We start from the raw sequence: 22158 nt of genomic DNA, 5'->3' as shown, positions 1-22158 counted from the left end.
GAGAACGCATGGATCTGCAGCTCGCCGGCACCACCGTGCTCGTCACGGGCGCCGGTCAGGGCCTCGGCCGCGCGATCGGCGAGGCCTTCGCCGCCGAGGGCGCCCAGGTGGCCTTCGGCTACAACACCTCGTCCGCGGGCGCCGAGGAGGCCGCCGAGGCCGCGCGCGCCGCCGGCGTCAAGGCGATCGCGGTCGCTGTCGACACCCGCGACGACGAGGCGGTCGCCCGCGCGGTCACGGCCGTCGAGTCGGAGCTCGGGCCGATCGGCGTACTCGTTAACAACGCCGCGGTCACCAGCCGCGGCCGCTTCCTCGAGCGCTCCGCCGACGAGTTCGCCGCCGAGATCGACGTGACGGTGACCGGCACCGTGCGCATCTCGCACGCCGTCGCGCGACGCATGGCCGAGCACGGCGGCGGCGCGATCGTCTCGCTCATGGGCGACTCGGGACGGGTGGGCGAGTCGGGCCTCACCGTCACCGCGACCGCCCGCAGCTCGACGCTCGGGCTGACGAAGTCGCTGGCCAAGGAGCTCGCCCGCCACGGCATCCGCGCGAACGCCGTGTCGATCGGCCTGGTGCAGACCGACCGGTTCTCCGACCACGCCGGCGGCACCGACGACGAGCGCCTGAAGAAGATCACCGCGCTGTACCCGCTGCGGCGCCTCGGACGCCCGGAGGACGTCACGCCGACGATCCTGCTGCTCGCCTCCCCCTGCTCGTCGTGGACCACCGGCCAGGTCGTGTCGGTCAACGGCGGCTTCGCGATGCCGTGACCGGTGACATGACTCCTACCGACGAGCACGCCCCCGCCAGCGGCACCCCCGTGCGCCGCAAGGAGGACGCGCGCCTGCTCACCGGGCGCGGGCGCTTCGTGTCCGACCTCGCCCTGCCGCGGATGCGGCACGTCGCCTTCGTGCGCAGCCCCGTCGCGCACGGACGGATCACCGGGGTCGACACCGCCGGGGCGCTCGAGGTCGAGGGCGTGTCCGCGGTCTTCACCGGCGAGCACCCGGCGATCGCGCCGGTCGCGCTGCGCGCGCAGTCCGGCCTGCCCGGCTACGTCGAGACCGACCAGCCGCCGCTCGCCCGGGGAAAGGTCCGCTTCGCCGGGGAGGCCGTCGCCGCCGTCGTCGCCGACGACCGCTACCTCGCCGAGGACGGCGCCGAGGCCGTGGTCGTCGACTACGAGCCGCTGACCCCGACGGTCTGCGCGTGGGCGGAGCCGGAGCACCCGGTGCACGAGGAAGCGCCCGACAACGTCCTGCTCTCCCGAACCTTCCGCGCGGGCGACGTCGACGCCGCGCTCGACGGGGCGGCCGTCGTCGTCGACCGGGAGCTGACCACCAACCGCCACGGCGGCAACCCCATCGAGTGCCGCGCCGGGGTCGCCCGGTACGAGGCGGCCGATCGGAAGCTGACGTTCTGGTCGGGCACCCAAGTGCCCTGGATCGTGCGGACCCAGCTCGCGGAGCTGCTCGACCTGCCCGAGGGCAACATCCGCGTCATCGCCCCCGACGTCGGCGGCGGGTTCGGGGTGAAGGCCGTGCTCTACCCCGAGGACGTCGCCCTGTGCCTCATGGCCATGGCGATGCCCGGCACGCCGCTGAAGTGGGTCGAGGACCGGGTCGAGCATCTGCTCGCGGCCACCCACGCCCGCGACCACCGCTACGTGCTGCGCGCGGGCTTCGCCGCCGACGGGGAGCTGCTCGCGGTGAAGGCCGACGTCTGGTGCAACACCGGCGCGTACTCCGTCTACCCGTGGACCGCGGGCATCGAGCCGCTCATGGCCGGCGGCCTGCTCACCGGCCCCTACAAGCTCACGGACTACGAGTGCACCGTGCGCGGCGTCGCCACCAACACCAGCCCGTCCGGCCCGTACCGCGGCGTCGCGCGCCCCTCGACGGTGTTCGCGATGGAGGCGCTGATGGACTCCGGCGCCCGCGCGCTCGGGTTGGACCCGATCGCCCTGCGCCGCCGCAACCTCATCCTCCCCGCCGACATCCCGTACAAGATGCCGTCCCGGTTGGTCGACGACTCCGGCGCCTACGAGGCCTGCCTGGACAAGGCGGTCGCGACGTTCGACCTCGACCGCTGGCGGGCCGAGCAGTCACGGCGACGCACGGAGGGCGGGCGCCCGATCGGCATCGGCGTCGGTGTCTACAACGAGCTCACCGGTCTGGGCCGCGCCGCGTCCGCCGGGCCCCGCATGGCGTTCCGGACCGGCCACGACGCGTGCACCGTGCGGATCAACCCCGACGGCGCGGTCACCGTGTTCTCCGGCGTGACCTCCCAGGGCCAGGGCCTCGAGACGACGATGGCGCAGGTCGTCGCCGACGCCCTCGGGGTCGACTACGGCGACGTCGAGGTACGCTACGGCGACACCGACGAGTCGTTGTGGGGCTTCGGCGCCTTCTCCTCGCGCCAGGCCGTGATCAGCGGCGGCGCCGCCCACCTCGCGGGCGAGCACGTGCGCGGCCGGGCGCTCGCCCTCGCCGCGGCGCTCAAGGAGGCGCCCGTCGAGGACCTCGACCTTCGCGGCGGGGAGGTCTACATGGCCGGGCAGGAGAAGCCGATCATCTCGCTGGCCGAGGTCGCGCGGGTCGCCTACCTGCAGTCCGACCGCCTGCCCGAGGGCTTCGAGCCGGGTCTCGAGGGGACGAAGTTCTACGACCCGATCCGCGGGGCGTTCGCCGCGGGCGCCCAGATCGCCGCGCTCGAGTTCGACCCGGCCACCGGCGAGATCGGCATCCTCGACTGGGTGTGCGTCGAGGACGCCGGCCGGATCGTCCACCCCGTGATCGTCGACGGGCAGATCGCCGGCTCGATCGCGCAGGGCATCGGCGGCGCGATGTACGAGCACCTGGTCTACGACGAGGACGGCAACCTCTCGACCGGCACCCTGCTCGACTACCTCATGCCCACGGCCGGGGAGATCCCCGAGCTGCGGATCGGCCACGTGAGCACCCCGGGGAAGAACCCGACGGGCGTCCGCGGCGTCGGCGAGGGCGGCACGCTCGCGCCGAACGCCGTGGTGGCCGGGGCGCTCGCCGACGCCCTCGGCGTCGAGGTCGACGACCTGCCCGTCACCCCCGCCCGGGTCTGGGAGCTGGTGAACCCGTGAAGTGCCCTCCGTTCTCCTACCACCGCGCGACGAGCGTCGACGACGCCGTGGCGGCGCTGGCGGCCGCCGGCGGCGAGGGGAAGATCCTCGCCGGCGGCCAGAGCCTGGTCCCGGTCCTCGCGCTGCGCCTGGCGCGGCCCGACGTGATCGTCGACGTCGACCGCGTCCCCGGCCTCGACGGCCTCGAGCTGCGCGACGGGGTGCTGCACGCGGGCGCGCTGGTCCGCCACCTCGCGCTCGCCGGCCAGGCCCTGCACCCGCTCGCCGCCGAGGCCGCCCGCTGGATCGGGCACACCGCCATCCGCAGCCGCGGCACGCTGGCCGGCAGCCTCGCGCACGCCGACCCGGCCGCCGAGCTGCCCGCGGTGCTGCGGGCCTGCGACGGCGCGGTGCACGTCGCCGGGCCGTCCGGCACGCGCCGGATCGGCGCCGACGACCTGTTCGTCGGCGCGCTGCAGAGCGCCCTCGAGGACACCGAGATGATCACCGGGGTCGAGCTGCCGGTGCCCGACGCCTGGGGCTTCGCCGAGTTCGCCCGCCGCCACGGCGACTTCGCCGTCGTCTCGGTCGCCGCCGCCCGCTTCGGCGACCGGCTGCGCGTGGTCGTCGGCGGCGTCGCCGGCGTGCCTCACCTCGTCGACGCCGGCGACCTCGCCACCGTCGACGGGGAGATCTCCGAGGACCGCGTCGCCATCCTCGCCGCGGCCGCCGCCGACGACGTCGACCCGGCCGACGACCTCCACGGCAGCGCCCGCTACCGCCGCGCGCTCACCGAGCAGATGACCGCCCGGGCGCTCGAGCAGCTCACCACCACCGTCCGGGAGCCCGCATGAAGATCACCCTCACGGTCAACGGCGAGCGGCACCGCGTCGACGTCGAGCCCCGCCGCACGTTGTCCGACGCCCTGCGCGAGGACCTCGGCCTCACCGGCACCCACGTCGGCTGCGAGCACGGGGTGTGCGGCGCCTGCACGGTGATCGTCGACGGCCTCCCGGCCCGCGCGTGCCTGATGCTCGCCGTGCAGGCCGACGGCGGCTCCGTCGACACGGTCGAGGGCCTCGCCGACGACGACGGCACCCTGCACCCGCTGCAGGAGGCGTTCTCGCGCTGCCACGGCCTGCAGTGCGGCGCCTGCACCCCCGGGATGCTCATGACCGCCGCCCACCTGCTGGACACCGAGCCCGACCCCGACCGCGCCACGATCCGCGCCGAGATGTCGGGGAACATCTGCCGCTGCACCGGCTACCTGGGCATCGTCGACGCCGTCGCCGACGCCGCCGCGCACCGGCGCGCCCGGCCGGAGGAGGCGTCATGACCACCACCACCGCCACGGTCTTCGACCGGGACGCCGCGCTGCTCTCGGAGCACCTCGGCGCGCTCGACGACGAGCTCGCGCAGCTCCCGGCCCGTCCCGTCCGGGGCCCGGAGCAGCAGGAGCAGGCCACGGCGGTCCTCGAGCGGGGCCGGGCCGCGCGCGAGCGCTTCCTCGACCAGCACCTCGGGGCGGTCTACGACGCCCTCACCGAGGGTGGCACCCGGACGCTGCGCGCCGCCGAGCTCACCTACGCCGCCGCCGACCTCGTGCCGGGCCTGACCCCGACCCGCGAGCGGATCGCCGCCGAGCGCCGGCACGCGCAGAAGGACAAGGAGGGGTGGGAGGTCGACCAGGGCATCTTCCTGTCCCGCGTCCTCGACGACCCGCGCACCGGTCACCACCTCCTGCACGCCATGGCGCAGCCGCGCCGCGAGGCCCTCGACCTGCTGGGCGAGTTCCGGCGGACCGGCCGGGTCGACCTCGGCACCTGCCGCCTCGAGCGGCACGGCCCGGTCGGCCACCTGACGATCGCCCACCAGAAGTACCTCAACGCCGAGGACGACGAGTCGACCGCCGCGATGGAGACCGCCACCGACCTGGTGCTGCTCGACGAGCAGATCGAGGTCGGCGTGCTGCGCGGCGCCGAGGCGGAGCACCCCCGCTACGCCGGCCGCCGCGTCTTCGACACCGGGGTCAACCTCACCCGGCTCTACCACGGCGAGGTCTCGCTGATCGAGTTCTTCGTCGAGCGCGAGCTCGGCCTGATCACCAAGTGGTACCGCGGGCACTCCCTGGGCTCCGGCGAGGTCAGCATCGTCGAGCGGCGCCACGAGAAGCCGTGGATCGCCGCGGTCGACTCGTTCGCGATCGGCGGTGGCTGCCAGTTCCTGCTGGTCATGGACCGGGTGATCGCCCGCTCCGGCGCCTACGTCAACCTCCCGGCGCGCCGCGAGGGCTTCCTGCCCGGCTGCGGGAACATGCGCCTGCCCCGGTTCGTCGGGGAGAAGGTCGCCCGGCAGGGGATCTTCTTCAACCGCGACATCTACGTCGACTCCCCCGAGGGGCGCCTGATCGTCGACGACCTCGCCGTCGACGAGGCCGGGATACAGGCCGCGATCGACGACGCCGTCGACGCCCTGACCGCGACCGGGCCGGTGGGCGTGAACGCCAACCGCACCCAGATGCGCGTCGGCGTCGAACCGCTCGAGACCTTCCGCCACTACATGGCCAACCTCGCCATCGGGCAGGCTCGCTGCATGTACTCGCCGGCGATCATCCGCAACCTCGAACTGGCGTGGGACCCGAAGCGCCGCGGCGGGGTGAAGTGACGGCCGTGCTCACCCCCGACGGGGTCGAGCTCGCGGTGCAGGTGCACGGGCCCGACGACGGCAAGCCCCCGATCCTCTTCGTCCACGAGTTCGGCGGCGACCACCGCTCTTGGGCGCCGCAGGTCGCGCACTTCGCCGCCCGCCGGCGCTGCGTCACCTACGACGCGCGCGGCTACCCGCCCTCGGCCGTCCCGACCGACCCCGCGGCGTACTCGCAGGACCACGCCGTCGCCGACGCCGTGGCGGTGCTCGACGGCCTCGGGATCGACCGCGCCGTCGTCGTCGGGAACTCGATGGGCGGGTTCGCGACCCTGCACCTCGGGCTGCGCCACCCCGACCGCTGCGTCGCCCTCGTGGTCGCGGGCTGCGGCTACGGCGCGCACCCCGACCACACCGAGGCCTTCCGCGCCGACGCGCTCGCCCTCGCCGACGCCTACGAGCGCGAGGGCAGCGCCGCCGTCGCCGCCGACTACGGCAACCGTCCCTCCCGCCGGCCCCTGCGGGACCGCGACCCCGCCGCCCACGACGAGCACCTGCGGGTCCTCGCCGAGCACGACCCGGTCGGCGCGGCGCTGACGATGCGCGGCGTCCAGGCGTCGCGCCCCTCGCTCTACGCCCTGCGCGACGAGCTCGCGACCCTGGCCGTGCCGATCCTGCTCGTCGTCGGCGACACCGACCGCGACGCCCTCGACGCGAACCTCATGCTCGCCGCGACGCTGCCCGACGCCGGGCTGGCGGTGCTCCCCCGCACCGGGCACCTCACCAACCTCGAGCTGCCCGACGTGTTCAACCGGCTCGTCGAGGACCTGCTCGCCTGATCACGTCTCCGCGGCGGCCGCGAGCCGGTCGAGCGAGCCCATCAGGCGCTCGGTGGTGGTGTTGCGCGCGCGCTCGAAGCGGTGCTCGTCCACGAGACCCGTCCAGTCGTAGGTGTGGCGGACCGCGGTCCGGTCACCGCTCAGCGGCTGGAGCTCCCAGCGCCAGAGGTGCCCGGGCGGCGGCGTGCGGCCGGGGTCGGACGGCGTCCAGGCGAGCAGGCGGCCCTCCTCGAACGCGACGACGTGGTTCTCGCGCTCCTCGCCCATGGTCAGCCGCATGACGAAGACGTCGCCGACGGCGCGGACACGCTGGCCGCCGGCCGCCTCGGCGAGGTTGGCGTTGCCGTCCCAGGCGGGCTGGCGGGCCGGGTCGGCGATCAGCTCGAACACCGTCGACGCCGGTGCGCCGATCACCCGCGCGGCCGTGACGACCTTCGGCGCCTCGTACAGGGCCGCGAGGCGCTCGGCGACCCCGCGGACGGTCTCGCCGTACGGGTCGTCGCCGAGCACGCCCAGCACCTCCTGCCCGCGGGCGAGGTGCTCGCGGGCCCGGGCGTCGTCGCCGACCCGCCGGTAGTCGTCGGCGAGGCCGAGCAGCAGCGACGGGTAGAAGCTCGCGACGGTGAGCCCCGCGTGGAACGCCGCCAGCCGCTCGTCGGTGACCTCGTCGGCGGCCTCCAGCGCCCGGAGGTCCCACGCCAGCTCCTGCTCGACGTCGGGCTCGGCGTCGGCGGCGAAGTGCGCGACCACGCAGCGGTGGAAGGCGTCGTCCTCCGCGACGGCGGCGCGCCACAGCTTGGCGAACGCGGCCCGCGCCCCGTCCACGTCGCCGGCGCGGGACAGCTCGCCCGCCGCGCCGATGTGCGTCATCACGGGGTCGCTGGAGGGCTGGCTCACGCCCCGCACGGTAGGCCCTCGCTCAGAACCCCTGCCCCGGGATCCAGTTCGTGCCCGCCAGCGGCACGCGGGCCATGGCGGCGGCCTCGATGGTGAGGGCGACGAGGTCCTCGGGCTCGAGGTGCAGGACATGCGCCTTCCCGCAGGCCCGCGCCAGGGTCTGCGCCTCCATGGTCAGCACCCGCAGGTAGTTCGCCACCCGCCGGCCGCCCTCGACCGGGTCGAGGCGGGCGGAGAGCTCGGGGTCCTGGGTGGTGATCCCGGCCGGGTCGCGCCCGTCCTGGAAGTCGTCGTAGTACCCGGCCGCCGACCCGATGGCCTCGTACTCCTCGGCGTACTGCGGGTCGTTGTCCCCCAGCGCGACCAGCGCCGCGGTACCGATCGCGACCGCGTCGGCGCCCAGGGCCATGGCCTTGGCGACGTCGGCGCCGGTGCGGATGCCCCCGGAGACGATGAGCTGGACCTTGCGGTGCACCCCGAGCTCCTGCAGCGCCTGCACCGCCTGGGGGATGGCGGCGAGGGTGGGGATGCCGACGTGCTCGATGAACACCTCCTGGGTGGCCGCGGTGCCGCCCTGCATCCCGTCGACCACGACGACGTCGGCGCCCGCGGCGACGGCGAGCTTGACGTCGTAGTAGGTGCGGGTGGCGCCGACCTTGACGTAGACCGGCTTCTCCCAGTCGGTGATCTCGCGCAGTTCACCGATCTTGATGGCGAGGTCGTCGGGGCCGGTCCAGTCGGGGTGGCGGCACGCAGAGCGCTGGTCGATCCCGGGCGGGAGGGTGCGCATCTCGGCGACCCGGTCGGAGATCTTCTGGCCGAGCAGCATCCCGCCGCCGCCGGGCTTCGCGCCCTGCCCGAGCACGACCTCGATCGCGTCCGCGGCCCGCAGGTGGTCGGGGTTCATCCCGTAGCGGCTGGGGAGCAGCTGGTAGACCAGCGTCTTCGACTCGCCGCGCTCCTCGTCGGTCATCCCGCCGTCGCCGGTGGTCGTGGAGGTCCCGACCTCCGACGCCCCGCGCCCCAGCGCCTCCTTGGCCTGCGCCGACAGCGCCCCGAAGCTCATCCCCGCGATCGTCACCGGGATGTCGAGGTGCAGCGGCCGCGTCGCGTGCCGGTTGCCCAGCACCACGTCGGTGTCGCAGCGCTCGCGGTAGCCCTCCAGCGGGTAGCGCGACATCGACGCCCCCAGGAACAGCAGGTCGTCGAAGTGCGGGACGGCGCGCTTGGCGCCCCACCCGCGGATGTCGTAGACGCCGGTGCGCGCGGCGTGCTGGATCGCGGCGATGCTCGCGCGGTCGAACGTCGCCGACTCCCGCAGCCCCCGCTCCGAGGGATCCTTCATCGAGTAGCTATCCCCTCAATAACTGGCGCTGTGCTCGCTGGTGAAGTGGTACAGCGTCCGACCCGAGCCGTAGCGGCGGAACTCGTCGACGGAGTGGTCGAGGCCGGCCGCCGCGAGCAGCTCCGCGAGCTCGGCGCGGTGCTCGTCGCGCATCTCCTTCTCGACGCAGTCCGCGCCCAGCGTCCCGACGGTGCCGCGCACGTAGATCCGCGCCTCGTAGATCGAGTCGCCGAGCCCGTCACCGACGTCACCGCACACCACCAGGCGCCCGGCCTGGGCCATGAACGCGCCCATCGCGCCGATGTCCCCGCCGACGACGATGTCGATCCCCTTCATCGAGATGCCGCAGCGCATCGACGCGCGCCCCTCGATGACCAGCAGCCCGCCGCGACCCGTCGCCCCGGCCGCCTGCGACGCGTCCCCGCGCACGCGCACCGACCCCGACATCATGTTCTCCGCGACGCCGTTGCCCGCCGAGCCGTCGACGACGACCCGCCCGCGCTGGTTCATCCCGGCGCAGAAGTAGCCCGCGTTCCCGCGGACGTGCACGTCGATCTCGTGGGCGATGCCGGCGCCGATGGAGTGCGCGCCCAGCGGGTTGAGCACCTCGTACGCCGCCGCGGTCGGCGCGTGCAGCTCCGCGTTGAGCGCCCGGACCCCCGACTCCCGCAGATCGACGGTGACCGGGCTCGGCGCCCGCTCCTCCGCCTCCGACCGGCTCAGCGCTGCCATGTGTAGACCTTTCCGGGGTCGGGCTCCCAGACGCGGGCCTCACCGATGCCCGGGAGGTCGGCGAGCGCCCGGAACTCCGAGGCCATCGCCACCCACCGCGGGTGCTCGGCGATCACGGCCGGCTTGCAGGCGATCTCGTCGCGGACCACGGCGAACCCCTCCTCGCTGGTGACGAGCAGGGTGTAGAAGCCGTCGAAGGTCTCGCCCAGCCGCAGCAGCGCCTTCTCGAGGTCGTCGCCCTCGGCGAGGCACGCGGCCACGAACCGGGCGCCGACCTCGGAGTCGTTCTCGGAGTCGAAGCTGACGCCCGCGCGCTGGAGGTCGCGGCGCACCGTGGCGTGGTTGGAGAACGACCCGTTGTGGACCAGGCACTGGTTCGGGCCGACCGAGTAGGGGTGGCAGCCCTCGGGGATGATCGCGGACTCGGTGGCCATGCGCGTGTGCGCGAGCCCCTGCCAGCCGGTGACCTCGCGCAGCCCGTAGGTGACGGCGAGGTCCGACGGGTGCCCGACGCCCTTGTAGACGACGAGGTCGTCGCCCCGCCCGACCACCAGCGCGTCGGGGGCCGCCGCGGCGACCGCGGCCGTCAGCGCCTCCGCCGCCACCGGCGCCGCCAGCACCGTGGTGTCGCCGGTGCGCGTGGCCGTGACGGACGGCCGGTTCGGCAGCAGGGCTCCCACGGCCACGTCGAGGTCACCGGGCGCGTGCAGCACCGACACGGCGCTCTGGCCGGGCGGGTTGCGCTGCTCGTCGCCGTAGACCGCGACCCCCACCGAGTCGGGCCCGCGTTCGGAGACACCGCAGAGCATGTCGTCGAGGAGCGAGCCGAGCATCGGGTGGAGCTCGGGATCGCGGAGGTGCAGACCGATGATGCCGCACATGGGACTCAGCCTTCCTACGTCGGGAGAGGACCGGGTCGACCTATTCACATGAAACTAGTTTGCCTGCGGGGAGACGTCGACCGATGTCGCGTGCTCCCGGCGCACCGCCCAGGTGTAGGCGTCGAACAGGCTCACCGCGTAGACGAACAGCCCGCCGGCCAGGCGACCGACCAGCGAGGTGTCGGGCGTCGTCAGGTTCCAGGTGATCACGCCGAGCAGCAGCGTGTAGAACGCGAACATCAGGCCGCGCACCGGCATGCGCAGGAGGACGTGGCCGCAGCCCGGCAGCACGACGGCGACCAGCAGGACCATCCACGGGCGGACGCGCATCAGGACGTCACCTCCACGACGGCACCCTGGGCGCGGTCGCCGACCTGCTCGAGCACCGCGACCGCGCGGGTCAGCGCGTCGGGACGCAGGCGCGGGCGGTCGAACACCGCCCGCCGGGTGGAGCGGTAGCTCGCCTGCTCGGCCTCGGCGACCCGCAGGACCACCCGCAGCCCGCCCCGGCCCACGCCGAGCTCCTTGGTGTCCCGGTCGGCGAGCAGCTCGACGGCGGGCGCCAGGACGTCCGGCGACGGCGCCCGCCCCGGACCCGCGCAGGACACGCGGACCGGGCGGGGCACGCCGGCGGGCGGCTCCAGCTCGTGGGTGAAGCCGGAGTCGGGCGAGAAGAACTCGGTGCCCAGCGGCCGGAGCAGGACGTTGAGCGTGCCCGGCACGGCGAGCGGCCGGTGGACGACGACCTCCACCCACAGCACCGGCAGCTTGCGCAGCGCGACCGCGTCCACGATCACCCGCATCGTCACGGGGCGCCCGTCCAGCCGACCGGTGAGCACGGGGTGGTCACCGCGCTCGCCGGTCAGGCGCGCGTCGTCGAGCAGGGGCAGCACGTCGGCGAACAGCGCCCACCGCTCCGTGGCGGCCGCGGCCCGTGCCCGGCGGTGGAGCACGACGAGCACGACGACGCCCGCCGCCACGAGGGCCAGGACCACGAGGGTCGTCATCTCAGTACCCCTGCGGCCGCGGCAGGTCCGCGGTGAACTGGGCGCCCCGGCGGACGTACTTGTAGCGCCGCAGCACGAACCAGATCGAGGCGAGCAGGTAGAACGCCAGGATCGAGAGCAGCGCGACGCCGTACCCGAGGAACGTCGCGAAGAAGACCACGGCCGACAGGGCCAGCAGCGCGATCGCCGGTGCCGGGTGCAGCGGCAGGGTGTAGGCCCGCGCGATCGTGCCGAGCGGCCACAGCTTGCGGAACCGCATGAAGCTCGGCCCCATGAAGCTGTACATCAGCAGCCCGGACAGGATCGAGAACGTGATCACCGTCGAGAGCAGCGTCGGCTCGTCGAGCACCACCGGGAGCAGCGCGAACGCGATCGCCACCGGGACGAGGAACACGATCGCCCGGAACGGCGTGTGGTACCGCGGGTGCACCGCGCCGAACCATTCCGGCAGGTAGCGGTCGCGCCCCATCGAGAACCAGGCCCGCGAGGCGTCGTTGATGCAGCCGTTCGCCGAGGCGAGCGTCGCGCACAGCGTGCCCAGCAGGAGCAGCACCACCAGCACGCCCTGACCCGACACGAGCGCGGCGTCGAACAGCGGTGTGATGGCCGTGCCCAGGTAGTGCCAGGGCAGGGTGCCGGCGCAGACGTACCAGGTCAGCGACGCCGCGATGATCAGCGTCATGATCCCGGCGAGGCTGCCCAGGGGTACCGACCGCGGGGCGGAGCGGCACTCCTCGGCGGCCTGGGCGGTGCCCTCGATCCCGAGGTAGAACCACATGCCGAACTGGAAGGCCGCGATGACGCCGATCCAGCCGTACGGCAGCGCGTTCGTCACGTCGCCCGCGAGGCCCGCGAGGTCGAGCTCTGCCGACGGCGACCACCCCTGCAGTCCCACGAACAGCACCAGGATCGTCGCGAAGGCGAACGCCGTGATCACGAGGTTGAGCGTCAGCGACGCGAACACCCCGCGGTAGTTGAGGAAGGCCAGCGCCAGGATCGCGAGGATCGCGAACGGGTAGGGCGAGAGCTCCTGCTCGCTGCCGAGCAGCCCGGACAGCGCGGTGAGGAGCGCGCTCATGACGTTGGCGTTGGCGGCCTCGAGCATCGTGTAGGCGAGCGTCAGGTACAGGCCCACGTTGAACGCCATGAGCGGCCCGACCGTGTGCTTGGCCTGCGCGTACTGCCCGCCGGCCGCCGGGATCGCCGAGGTGACCTCGGAGTTGATCATGACGATGCACGTGTAGAGCAGGCCGACCACCCAGCAGGCGACCAGCGCGCCGTACATGCCGCCCTTCTCGACGGCGAAGTTCCAGCCCATGAACTCGCCGACGAGCACGATGCCGACGCCGAGCGCCCAGATGTGCATCGGGGCGAGCACCTTGCGCAGGGCGGGGCGGTCGGTGCCCGGCCCGTCGCCGGACCCCGTCGCGGCGACCGGGGTCGGGGCGTCCTCGGTGGCGCTCATGCCGACCTCACCCCGGCGCCGTCACCGGTCGCCGGCGGGTCCTCGAACGGATCCGGGACGTTGACCAGCGAGGACTCGTCGTGCTGCCGTCCGATCCGCAGCAGGTCGGACACCAGCCAGATCGCGATGATCGCGCTGAGCACCCACGCGATCAGCTCCACCACGGCCACGGCACTCATCGCTGCCTCCCGGGGGTCTCGGTCGGGTCGGCCGCCTCGGCGGGGCCGAAGCGCTCCTCGATGACCTCGCGGTACTCGCGGAACGACGTGCGGTAGACGAAGCCGAGGTACAGCCCCAGCAGCACGATCGTGCCGATCAGCGCGAGGACGTCGATCTCGTACTTGTCGTCGGAGGGCTGGTTCGCCTCGACGCCCGCGGCGAGCGTCGGCTCGTCCGCGACCCCCGCGTCGATCATCTTCTGGTACTGGGTGCGCTCGCCGGGCGTCAACGGCTGCTCGGCCAGGGGCCGGGCCTCGGTGGTCGCCTGGTCCTCGGCGCTGGTGATGTAGGTCGTGGCGAACAGCGTCACGAAGATCAGGGCGAGCACGACGACGGCGTCCAGGAGCTGTCCGCCCACCGACTGCTTGGGGGGCTCGTAGGCCTGACGGGGCGCGGCGGGCCCGCCGCCCTCGGCGGTCACGACGTGCCCTCACGGGCGGCCCGCTGGGCGTCGAGGTTCTCGATGTCCGGGCGGTAGACCTGGTCGCTGGCCAGCCGGTAGCGGCGGATCAGGGCCGCCGCCGACGCGGTGTTCAGGGCGCCGAGGGCGACCAGCGCCGCCGCGAGCACCACGAACAGCCCGGTGCTCGGGACGGTCGGGGCGGCCGCGACGAGGACGAACACGAGGACCACCCACATCGCGACGGTCGCCCCCAGGGCGAGCAGACGGTCACGGTGCAGCAGCACCGCGATCCGTTCGTCGAGGCTCTTCATCGGCATGCCTCCGTGCGCGGCGCACCGGCGTCACGAAGCGATCCGACGACGTCGTGCGGGCGCTGGTCCGTGCTTTGGTCCGGAGTGAAGACCATGGACGGAGGGAGAGTAGGTGGCCCACGCCACACCGTGTCAACCCCGTGTGAAACGGACAGGCCCGGATCGGGTCAGACGGACGACCACGCCGGGTCGTCGTCGTCGGCGCCGAACACGATGGCCCGCAGCTGGCGGCGCGCCCCTTCGAGGTGCGCCCGCATCGCCTCGGCGGCACGGTCGGCGTCACCGTCGCGGACCGCCTCGAAGATCGCCTGGTGATCACGGAGCGTCTCCTCGACCGGCTCGCGGAACGGCAGCAGGTCGCGGGGGCTGAAGAGCTCGCCGCGGGCGGTCTCGACGGCGTCGGTGAGGCGCTCGTTGCCCGCCGCGCGGGCCAGGGCGACGTGGAAGCGGGAGTCGGCCTGGCGGAACGCGGTGCGCCCGATGACGTCCCGCAGCGCCCCGAGCGACTCCTGCACCGGGGCCAGCGTGACCTCGGTCTTCCGGTGCGCGGCGAGCGCGGCGGTCTGCGTCTCGAGCGCGATGCGGAAGTCGAGGATGTCGTCGATCTCGCCGGCCTGCTCGCGCATCCGGGCACGCCAGGCCTCCGCGGGACGGCGCAGCTCGGTGACGTACGTGCCCCCGGTGGAGCCCCGCCGGACCTCGACGTAGCCGTCCTCGCGGAGCTGCCGGATCGCCTCCCGGAGGCTGATCCGGGCGACGCCGAGCTGCTCGGCGAGCTCGCGTTCGGCGGGCAGGCGCTCACCCGGGCTGACGTCTCCGCGGTGGATGCGCATGCGCAGGTGGTCGGCCACCGCCTGGGTCAGCGAGGTGGAGGTGACCTGCCGGGCCATGCCGCGAGACTAGCGCGCCTGGTCACCCTGTGTGTCGGGTCGAGATCCCGGGCCGCGGCGAACCGTTCGCTGGGATGTGACGGGGTTGACACTCCTCCCCGGTCACGGTTGCCTCTCCAAAGGTTCTAAGTCCACACCTTGATCCGCCGTCGGCGCGGCAGAGGGAGGCCCGGCATGGGCAGCGACAGCGCACGGAACGACCTGCGGGAACGTGCCGAGGCCGACGGCATCGAGTTCTTCCTCGCGATGTTCGTCGACCTGCACGGCAAGCCGTGCGCCAAGGCGATCCCGTTCTCGTCCTTCGACCTGCTCATGGACGGCGGCGCCGGATTCGCGGGCTACGCCGCCGGCGACCTCGGCCAGTCGCCCGCCGACCCGGACGTCCTCGTCGTCCCGGACCCCGCGTCGTACACCCCGCTGCCCTGGAAGCCCGGCGTCGCGGTGCTGCACTGCGACCCGCACGTCGAGGGCAAGCCCTGGCCGTACGCGCCGCGCGTGATCCTCAAGCGCCAGCTCGCCGAGCTCGCGGACAAGCGCGGCTGGGTGTTCAAGACCGGCACCGAGCTCGAGTACAGCCTGCTGCGCCGCCGCGAGGACGGGTCGCTGGAGTTCGCCGACCCGCACGACACCGCCGCCAAGCCCTGCTACGAGGTCAAGGGCCTGACGCGGATGTGGGACCACCTCTCGACGGTGTCGCGCCACCTCAACACCCTCGGCTGGGGCAACTACGCGAACGACCACGAGGACGGCACCGGCCAGTTCGAGAACAACTGGAAGTACTCCGACGCGCTGACCACCGCGGACCGCACGATCTTCTTCCGCTACATGGTCCACATGCTGGCGCACGACGCCGGCATGGTCGCGACGTTCATGCCCAAGCCGTTCAGCACCGTCACGGGCAACGGCCTGCACATCCACCAGAGCCTCTGGACGCAGGACGGCACGGCGCTGTTCGACGACGAGTCGGACTCCCTCGGCCTCTCCCCCACCGCCCGCCACTACCTGGGCGGGCTGATCGAGCACGGCCGCGCGGTCGCCGGGATCATCTGCCCGACCGTCAACTCCTACAAGCGCATCGGCGTCGGCGCCCCCACCTCGGGCTCGACCTGGGCGCCGGCCTACGTCGCCTACGGCGGCAACAACCGCACGGTGATGCTGCGGGTGCCCGAGGGCGGGCGCATCGAGCACCGCGGCGTCGACGGCTCGGCCAACCCGTATCTCGCCGCCACCGCGCTGCTCGCGGCCGGCCTCGACGGCATCGACCGCGAGATCGACCCGGGCGCGTGCACCGACGACAACCTCTTCGCGCTGCACTCCGACGAGGTGCGCGCCCGCGGCATCAAGCACCTGCCGAAGACGCTCGACCGCGCCGTCGAGGAGCTCGTGGCCGACGACGTCCTGCGCGCCGCGCTCGGCAAGACCTCGGGCGGCGACTTCATCGACTACTACGCCGCGGTCAAGCAGGCCGAGTTCGACGAGTACCACGCGTCGGTGTCGGACTGGGAGGTCCGGCGGTACCTGACCCAGGCCTGAGCCGACCGACACCTTCGCGAGAGGACCCCCGGGTGAGCTCGAACAACGGACACGGCGGACACTCCCGCTACTCGGCGTGGAGCCTGGTGCGCCACGGGCTGACCCCGAAGTCGGGGTGGCCGCGCGCCTGGCGCGAGCACGACCTCGAGTCGTCCTACGACGCCGTGATCATCGGTGGCGGGGTGCACGGTCTGGCGACCGCCTACTACCTGGCGCGCGACCACGGGATGCGCAAGGTCGCCGTCCTGGACAAGGCCTACATCGGGTCGGGCGGGTCGGGGCGCAACACGGCGATCCTGCGCTCGAACTACCTCACCCCGGAGGGCGTGCGGTTCTACGACCGGTCGGTGAAGCTCTACGAGCACCTGGCCGCGGACCTGAACTACAACGTCATGTTCTCCCAGCGCGGGCACCTGACGCTGGCGCACAACGACTCCTCGCTGCGCACGATGCACTGGCGCACCGAGGTCAACAAGCTCCAGGGCGTCGACTCGTCGGTGATCGGTCCCGACGAGATCAAGAAGCTCGTGCCGTACCTCGACACCTCGGCCGACACCCGCTATCCGATCCTCGGGGCGCTCTACCACCCGCCGGGCGGGATCGTCCGCCACGACGCGGTGGTCTGGGGCTACGCCCGCGGGGCGGACGCGCACGGCGTGCACATCCACCAGCAGACCGAGGTCACCGGGATCGACGTCAGCCACGGCCGGGTCACCGGCGTGCAGACGAACCGCGGTCCCATCTCCACGCCGGTGGTCCTCAACGCCACCGCCGGGTGGGCAACGCTGATCTCGGACATGGCCGGGGTGTCGATGCCCGTGCAGACCTTCCCGCTGCAGGCCGCGGTGACCGAGCCGGTGCGCCCGTTCCTCGACACCGTCGTCGTGTCGGGCACGCTGCACGTCTACGTCTCGCAGACCGACCGCGGCGAGCTGGTGTTCGGCGCGAGCGTCGACCCGTTCGCGTCGTACTCGATGCGCGGGTCGCTCGAGTTCACCGAGGGCATCGCCGGGCACGTGCTGGAGCTGATGCCCGCGCTGCACCGCATGAAGCTGCTGCGGCAGTGGGCCGGGCTCTGCGACATGACCCCGGACTACAGCCCGATCATGGGCCCGACCCCGGTGGAGGGCTTCTACGTCGACGTCGGCTGGGGCACCTACGGCTTCAAGGCCGGCCCCGTCTCCGGCGAGGCGATGGCCGCGACCCTGGCGTCCGGGAAGCCGCCGGAGATCATCTCGGCGTTCGGGCTCGACCGGTTCACCGACGGGCGCCTCGTCGGCGAGAAGGGCGCGGCCGCGGTCGGCCACTGAGCACTCGTAGACCCGTTCTTCTCGTATCGCTGGGGTGATTCGACCATGATGCTGCTGCCGTGCCCGTGGTGCGGGCCGCGCAATGCCACCGAGTTCCGCTACGTCGGCGAGGCCGGTCCGCGCCCGGACCCGGCGTCCACGACGCCCGAGGAGTGGCGCCGCTACCTGTTCATGCACGCGAACCCGTGCGGGCCGGTCAAGGAGACCTGGTACCACCGCGCCGGGTGCCGGCGGTACCTCGCCGTCGAGCGCGACACCGCCACCAACGAGGTCCGCTCCGCCGTCGACTCGGCCACGGGGGTCGCCCGATGAGCCTGCTGCCCACCACGCGCCGCGGCGCCGACGCCCCGGTCTCGATGCGCCTGGGGCCCCAGCCGGGCGAGGTCATCGACCGCCGCCGCACGATCCCCTTCACCTGGAACGGCGAGGACCACCGCGCCTTCCCCGGCGACACGATCGCCTCCGCGCTGGCCGCGGCCGGCGTGCGGGTGTTCTCGCGGAGCTACAAGTACCACCGCCCGCGCGGCCTCCTGACCGCCGACTACCTCGACCCGGGGGCCTTCTTCCAGGTCGGCGACGAGCCCAACGTGCGCGGCGCGCACCGTCTCGTCGAGCCCGGCATGGAGGTGTCCTCGCAGAACACCTGGCCGTCGCTCAAGTACGACGTCAAGGCGGTCAACCAGCTCGCCGGCCGGTTCCTGGCCACCGGCTTCTACTACAAGACCTTCATCAAGCCCGAGCCGCTCTGGCCGCTCTACGAGAAGGTCCTCCGGCGCTTCGTGCACGCCGGCGCGATCACCCCCGACCCCGGGGAGGCGTTCTACGACCACCGCCACGCCCACCCCGACGTCCTCGTCGCCGGCGGCGGCCCCGCCGGCATGGCCGCCGCGCTCGCCGCCGCGCGGGCCGGGGCGTCGGTGATGCTGGTCGAGGAGAACCACCAGCTCGGCGGGCACCTGCGCTGGGGCGACGCCGCCGACCTCGCCGCGCTGGGCGAGCTCCGCGCGCAGGTCGCCGCCGAGACCGGCATCGAGGTCCTCACCGACTCGGTGGTCACCGGCCGCTACGACGACAACTGGGTCGGCATCGCCCAGCGCAACCTCCCGGGCGTCGCCGAGCGCCTGATCAAGGCCCGCGCCGGGACCCTCGTCGTCGCGCCCGGCCTGATCGAGCGCCCGTACGTGTTCGCGGGCAACGACCTGCCCGGCGTCATGCTCTCCACCGCGGTCCGCCGGCTGGTCAACCTCTACGCGGTCCGGCCCGGGCAGCGGGCCGTGGTGATGAGCGCCAACCCCGAGGGCGACCTCGCGGTCGCCGACCTCGAGCGCGCCGGGGTCGAGGTGGCCGCGGTGCTCGACGCCCGCGAGCGCCGCGGCGTCGTCCGGGCGCACGGTCGGGGCGGGCTGCGCGCGGTCGAGACCAACGAGGGCCGGCGCATCGAGGCCGACCTGCTGGTCACCGCCACCGGCTGGACCGCGCCGACCTCGCTGCTCAACCAGTCCGGCGACCGCCCGGTCTACGAACCCACCGCGGCCCGGTTCCGGCCCGACCCCGCGCGGATGCCCGACAACGTCCTCGCCGCCGGCGAGATCGTCGGCGACGCGACCGTCGAGGCCATCGTGGAGCACGCCGACGCCGTGGGGCGCGAGGCCGCCCGCCGCGCGGGCCGGGGCGGCCCGGCCGTCACGATCCCCTCGCTGGCCCCGCGGCCGCACCCCGAGCTGTTCACCGCGGGCACGGGCGGGTTCGTCGACCTCTGCGAGGACGTGTCCGCCAAGGACATCACCACGGCGGTCGCCGAGGGCTACGACTCGGTCGAGCTGGTCAAGCGCTACACGACGGTCACCATGGGCCCCACCCAGGGCAAGCTCGAGACCGTCAACGCCGTCGCGCTGGTCGCCGCGGCCACCGGGAAGAGCATCGCCGAGACCGGCACCACCACCTGGCGTCCCGTCTACGCCCCGGTCACGCTGGGCGCGCTGGCCGGGCGGCCCCACGAGCCGGTGCGCCATTCGCCGATGCAGCCCTGGCACGACCGCCACGGCGCCACCCCGCTCGTCGCCGGGCAGTGGATCCGCCCCGAGCACTACGGCGACCCCGCCGCCGAGGTCCGCGCCGTGCGGACCGGCGTCGGGATCATCGACGTCACCCCCATCGGCAAGCTCGACCTCCGGGGCCCCGACGTCCCGAAGCTGCTCAACCTGCTCTACGTCAACAAGTGGTCGAAGCTCGGGCTCGGGCGGGTGCGCTACGGGGTGATGTGCGCCGAGGACGGCGTCGTCATGGACGACGGGGTCACCGGCCGCCTCGGCGAGGACCACTACCTCATGTCCACCACGTCCTCGGGCGCGGCGACGGTGTGGGAGTGGGTCGAGAACTGGCTGCAGACCGCCCACCCCGACTGGCAGGTGCACGTCACCCCGGTCACCACCGCCTACGCGTCGATCAACATCGCCGGACCCCGCTCGCGCGAGCTGCTCGGACGCCTGACCGACGTCGATCTGTCCGCCGACGCGTTCGGCTACATGAACGTGCGGCAGGGCAGCGTCGCCGGCGTCGACGACTGTGTGCTGTGGCGGATCGGGTTCACCGGCGAGCTGTCCTACGAGATCCACGTGCCGGCCTCGTACGGCCTGCACGTGTGGGAGCAGCTCATGGCCCGGGGCGCCGACCTCGGCGTGACGCCGTTCGGGGTCGAGGCCCAGCGCATCCTGCGCCTGGAGAAGGGCCACTTCATCGTCGCCCAGGACACCGACGGGCTGACCCAGGGCTACACCGCCGGCATCGACGGCCTGATCAAGCTCGACAAGGACGACTTCGTCGGCCTGCCCGAGCTGCGCTGGCAGCGGGAGCGCGACGAGCACGCGCACCTGGTCGGCGTGCGTCCCCTCGACGGGTCGATCGTGCCGCCGGAGGCCAGCCAGATCCTCGACAGCTCCGGCGGGATCGCCGGCCGGATCACGTCGAGCCGCATGTCACCGACGCTCGGCCGGTCGATCGGGCTCGCGCAGATCGACCGCGAGCTCGCCGCCGTCGGGACCCGGGTCACGGTCCGCCTGCCCGACGGTCGCGACATCACCGTCGAGATCACCGACGCCGTCCACGTCGACCCCGAAGGAGAGCGTCAGCGTGTCTGACACGACCCCCCTGGCCCGCGGCCCGGTCGCCGTCGCCACCCCCGTCGTCCGCGACGGGTGGGAGCTCGACGCCCGCGTCGCGACCGGGCCGCTCACGCTCTCCGACGAGTCCCCGCTCGCGAAGGTGCACGTCCGCGCCCCGTTCGACGGGGCGAGCCGCGCGGCCCTCGGCGTCGGCCTCGGCCGGACCGCGCGCGGCGACCTCGGCACCGGTGACGTGCTGGTCGTCGGGTCCGGGCCCGGCGAGTGGCTGGTGCTCGGGGCGCCCGGCACGGCGAGCGCGCTGCGGGCGTCGATCGAGCAGCGGCTCGCCCGCACCGGCGAGTTCACGACGGTCCTCGACCTCACCCACGGCCGGGCGTTGCTCCGGCTGACGGGCCCCACGGCGGCCCGTGTCCTGGCCGGCGTGTGCGCGATCGACTTCTCGGACGCCGTCACGCCCGACGGCGCGGCGCTGCGGACCTCGCTCGCCGCGGTCGTCACCGACGTCGTGCGCGACGACCGTTCCGGGGTGCCGAGCTACCTGCTGCACGTCGAGCGCTCGTCGGGGCAGTACCTCGCCGACGCCCTGCTCGACGCCGGCCGCGGCTCGGGCCTGGAGATGACGGGGTTCCGCGGCCTGGGCTGAGCGGATCAGTCCACGAACGCCACCGCCCGGGCCGGGGCGGCGCTGGTGCCCGGCAGCTTGATCGGGAAGAAGCCGACCGTGAAGCCGGTCAGCGGCAGGGCACCGAGGTTGGTCATCTGCTGGACGATGAACGCCTCCTTGTCGCGGATGGCGAAGTGCCCGTCCCAGATCTGGGCGGGGTCGCCGGTCTCCTCGAACGCGCGGCGCATCACGGGGAACGGGCGGTCCCACGCCATCGCGTCGGTGCCGAGGATCGTGGCGCCGCGGGAGGTCAGCCAGCGGGTGGTCTCGCCGGTCATGCCCGGATAATTGAAGTACTCCGGATCGGCGACGGTGTACCAGTCCTCCTGCCCGGTGCGCAGCAGCACGGCGTCGCCGTCGGCGATGTCGCGGCCGGTGGCCTTGACCGCCGCCTCGAGGCCCTCGATCGGGATCGCCTCGCCCGGCGACACCCATTCCCGCAGGTCGAGCACCATGCCGGGGCGGAAGAGCTCGTCGAGCCCGATGTCGGACAGCGTCCGGGCCGGCCTGCCTTCGATCCGGTTGCCGCTGTGCAGTGGGGCGTCGACGTGGGTGCCGCAGTGGGTGTTCATGTCGGTGAGCAGGTCCTCGCCCCAGCCCTCGCCGTCGGGCAGGTCGGAGGGCTCGCACCCGAAGATCGAGGTCATGCGGTCGAGCCCGCCGGACTCCGGGCGGAGGTAATCGATGCGCGGCGCGATCACGGTCTCGAGCGCGCGGAACGACTCGTGCACCCGGGCGCGGCGCTCCGGGTCCATGGTGCGGGTGAGGTCGACGAGCGTCGTCACGGTTGCCTCCGG

At 73.4% G+C, this 22158-nt stretch carries 23 protein-coding genes; 11 read left to right on the top strand and 12 right to left on the bottom strand.

Annotated features, from left to right (window positions below; all coding sequences use genetic code 11):
- Nucleotides 1–8 precede the first annotated feature (8 nt).
- Genes EV188_RS03570 through EV188_RS03545 form a run of 6 tightly spaced genes read left to right on the top strand, consistent with a single transcriptional unit; the run spans nucleotide 9 to nucleotide 6582 of the window.
- Complete coding sequence (locus tag EV188_RS03570) at nucleotides 9–773, top strand: SDR family NAD(P)-dependent oxidoreductase (protein WP_133824812.1); 765 nt, start codon at nucleotides 9–11, stop codon at nucleotides 771–773.
- Nucleotides 774–781: 8 nt separating this feature from the next.
- Nucleotides 782–3121, top strand: coding sequence for a xanthine dehydrogenase family protein molybdopterin-binding subunit (locus EV188_RS03565; RefSeq protein WP_133824811.1), 2340 nt, complete (start codon nucleotides 782–784; stop codon nucleotides 3119–3121).
- Nucleotides 3118–3954 carry an FAD binding domain-containing protein gene (locus tag EV188_RS03560; RefSeq protein WP_133824810.1) on the top strand — a complete coding sequence of 279 codons (837 nt, stop codon included), beginning with the start codon at nucleotides 3118–3120 and terminating at the stop codon, nucleotides 3952–3954. The genes EV188_RS03565 and EV188_RS03560 overlap by 4 nt, the downstream gene beginning before the upstream one ends.
- On the top strand, nucleotides 3951–4436 hold the full coding sequence (locus tag EV188_RS03555) for a (2Fe-2S)-binding protein (protein WP_133824809.1): 486 nt from the start codon (nucleotides 3951–3953) through the stop codon (nucleotides 4434–4436). Before EV188_RS03560 ends, EV188_RS03555 begins: the two co-directional genes overlap by 4 nt.
- The gene (locus EV188_RS03550) at nucleotides 4433–5764 is read left to right on the top strand and encodes an enoyl-CoA hydratase/isomerase family protein (RefSeq protein WP_133824808.1); all 1332 of its coding nucleotides are present in this window, start codon (nucleotides 4433–4435) and stop codon (nucleotides 5762–5764) included. Before EV188_RS03555 ends, EV188_RS03550 begins: the two co-directional genes overlap by 4 nt.
- 5 nt (nucleotides 5765–5769) lie before the next feature.
- Nucleotides 5770–6582, top strand: coding sequence for an alpha/beta fold hydrolase (locus EV188_RS03545; protein ID WP_133824807.1), 813 nt, complete (start codon nucleotides 5770–5772; stop codon nucleotides 6580–6582).
- On the opposite strand, the gene EV188_RS32155 is transcribed toward EV188_RS03545, so the two are convergent.
- From EV188_RS32155 to EV188_RS03490, 11 genes are all read right to left on the bottom strand, one after another.
- Nucleotides 6583–7479, bottom strand: coding sequence for an SRPBCC family protein (locus EV188_RS32155; protein ID WP_243741448.1), 897 nt, complete (start codon nucleotides 7477–7479; stop codon nucleotides 6583–6585). It lies immediately after the preceding gene.
- 22 nt (nucleotides 7480–7501) lie between these two features.
- Nucleotides 7502–8824 (bottom strand): FMN-binding glutamate synthase family protein, encoded by a 1323-nt coding sequence (locus EV188_RS03535; RefSeq protein ID WP_133824806.1) that lies wholly within the window; start codon nucleotides 8822–8824, stop codon nucleotides 7502–7504.
- A 15-nt stretch (nucleotides 8825–8839) separates the two neighbouring features.
- Nucleotides 8840–9556 (bottom strand): glutamate synthase, encoded by a 717-nt coding sequence (locus EV188_RS03530; protein ID WP_133824805.1) that lies wholly within the window; start codon nucleotides 9554–9556, stop codon nucleotides 8840–8842.
- Nucleotides 9544–10437 carry a class II glutamine amidotransferase domain-containing protein gene (locus EV188_RS03525; protein ID WP_133824804.1) on the bottom strand — a complete coding sequence of 298 codons (894 nt, stop codon included), beginning with the start codon at nucleotides 10435–10437 and terminating at the stop codon, nucleotides 9544–9546. Before EV188_RS03525 ends, EV188_RS03530 begins: the two co-directional genes overlap by 13 nt.
- Nucleotides 10438–10491: 54 nt before the next feature.
- Nucleotides 10492–10767, bottom strand: coding sequence for a hypothetical protein (locus EV188_RS03520; RefSeq protein ID WP_133824803.1), 276 nt, complete (start codon nucleotides 10765–10767; stop codon nucleotides 10492–10494).
- Nucleotides 10767–11444, bottom strand: a complete 678-nt coding sequence (locus EV188_RS03515) for a hypothetical protein (protein WP_133824802.1) — start codon at nucleotides 11442–11444, stop codon at nucleotides 10767–10769. Before EV188_RS03515 ends, EV188_RS03520 begins: the two co-directional genes overlap by 1 nt.
- A gap of 1 nt (nucleotide 11445) precedes the next feature.
- Complete coding sequence (locus EV188_RS03510) at nucleotides 11446–12909, bottom strand: APC family permease (protein WP_133824801.1); 1464 nt, start codon at nucleotides 12907–12909, stop codon at nucleotides 11446–11448.
- Nucleotides 12906–13088, bottom strand: coding sequence for a hypothetical protein (locus EV188_RS03505; RefSeq protein WP_133824800.1), 183 nt, complete (start codon nucleotides 13086–13088; stop codon nucleotides 12906–12908). The genes EV188_RS03510 and EV188_RS03505 overlap by 4 nt, the downstream gene beginning before the upstream one ends.
- Nucleotides 13085–13549, bottom strand: coding sequence for a hypothetical protein (locus EV188_RS03500; RefSeq protein WP_133824799.1), 465 nt, complete (start codon nucleotides 13547–13549; stop codon nucleotides 13085–13087). Before EV188_RS03500 ends, EV188_RS03505 begins: the two co-directional genes overlap by 4 nt.
- The gene (locus EV188_RS03495) at nucleotides 13546–13842 is read right to left on the bottom strand and encodes a hypothetical protein (RefSeq protein WP_133824798.1); all 297 of its coding nucleotides are present in this window, start codon (nucleotides 13840–13842) and stop codon (nucleotides 13546–13548) included. The genes EV188_RS03500 and EV188_RS03495 overlap by 4 nt, the downstream gene beginning before the upstream one ends.
- 167 nt (nucleotides 13843–14009) lie before the next feature.
- Nucleotides 14010–14732 carry a FadR/GntR family transcriptional regulator gene (locus tag EV188_RS03490; RefSeq protein ID WP_133824797.1) on the bottom strand — a complete coding sequence of 241 codons (723 nt, stop codon included), beginning with the start codon at nucleotides 14730–14732 and terminating at the stop codon, nucleotides 14010–14012.
- 174 nt (nucleotides 14733–14906) lie between these two features.
- On the opposite strand from EV188_RS03490, the gene glnT reads away from it, so the two are divergent.
- The 5 genes from glnT to EV188_RS03465 are packed head-to-tail and all read left to right on the top strand — an operon-like array spanning nucleotide 14907 to nucleotide 21340.
- Nucleotides 14907–16265, top strand: coding sequence for a type III glutamate--ammonia ligase (gene glnT / locus EV188_RS03485; RefSeq protein WP_133824796.1), 1359 nt, complete (start codon nucleotides 14907–14909; stop codon nucleotides 16263–16265).
- Between the two features lie 32 nt (nucleotides 16266–16297).
- Nucleotides 16298–17575, top strand: coding sequence for a sarcosine oxidase subunit beta family protein (locus tag EV188_RS03480; RefSeq protein WP_133824795.1), 1278 nt, complete (start codon nucleotides 16298–16300; stop codon nucleotides 17573–17575).
- 45 nt (nucleotides 17576–17620) lie between these two features.
- Nucleotides 17621–17887 carry a sarcosine oxidase subunit delta gene (locus tag EV188_RS03475; protein WP_133824794.1) on the top strand — a complete coding sequence of 89 codons (267 nt, stop codon included), beginning with the start codon at nucleotides 17621–17623 and terminating at the stop codon, nucleotides 17885–17887.
- A complete protein-coding gene (locus EV188_RS03470; protein WP_243741447.1) occupies nucleotides 17884–20712 on the top strand; it encodes a 2Fe-2S iron-sulfur cluster-binding protein in 2829 nt (942 codons plus the stop codon). Before EV188_RS03475 ends, EV188_RS03470 begins: the two co-directional genes overlap by 4 nt.
- Complete coding sequence (locus EV188_RS03465) at nucleotides 20705–21340, top strand: sarcosine oxidase subunit gamma (RefSeq protein ID WP_133824793.1); 636 nt, start codon at nucleotides 20705–20707, stop codon at nucleotides 21338–21340. The genes EV188_RS03470 and EV188_RS03465 overlap by 8 nt, the downstream gene beginning before the upstream one ends.
- A gap of 5 nt (nucleotides 21341–21345) precedes the next feature.
- Here the strand turns inward: EV188_RS03465 and EV188_RS03460 are convergent, their stop codons facing one another.
- Nucleotides 21346–22146 (bottom strand): cyclase family protein, encoded by an 801-nt coding sequence (locus tag EV188_RS03460; protein ID WP_133824792.1) that lies wholly within the window; start codon nucleotides 22144–22146, stop codon nucleotides 21346–21348.
- Between the last annotated feature and the right edge of the window lie 12 nt (nucleotides 22147–22158).

It is taken from the genome of Actinomycetospora succinea (assembly GCF_004363095.1).
GTDB lineage: Bacteria > Actinomycetota > Actinomycetes > Mycobacteriales > Pseudonocardiaceae > Actinomycetospora > Actinomycetospora succinea.
This window is presented reverse-complemented; position numbering and strand designations above follow the sequence as displayed.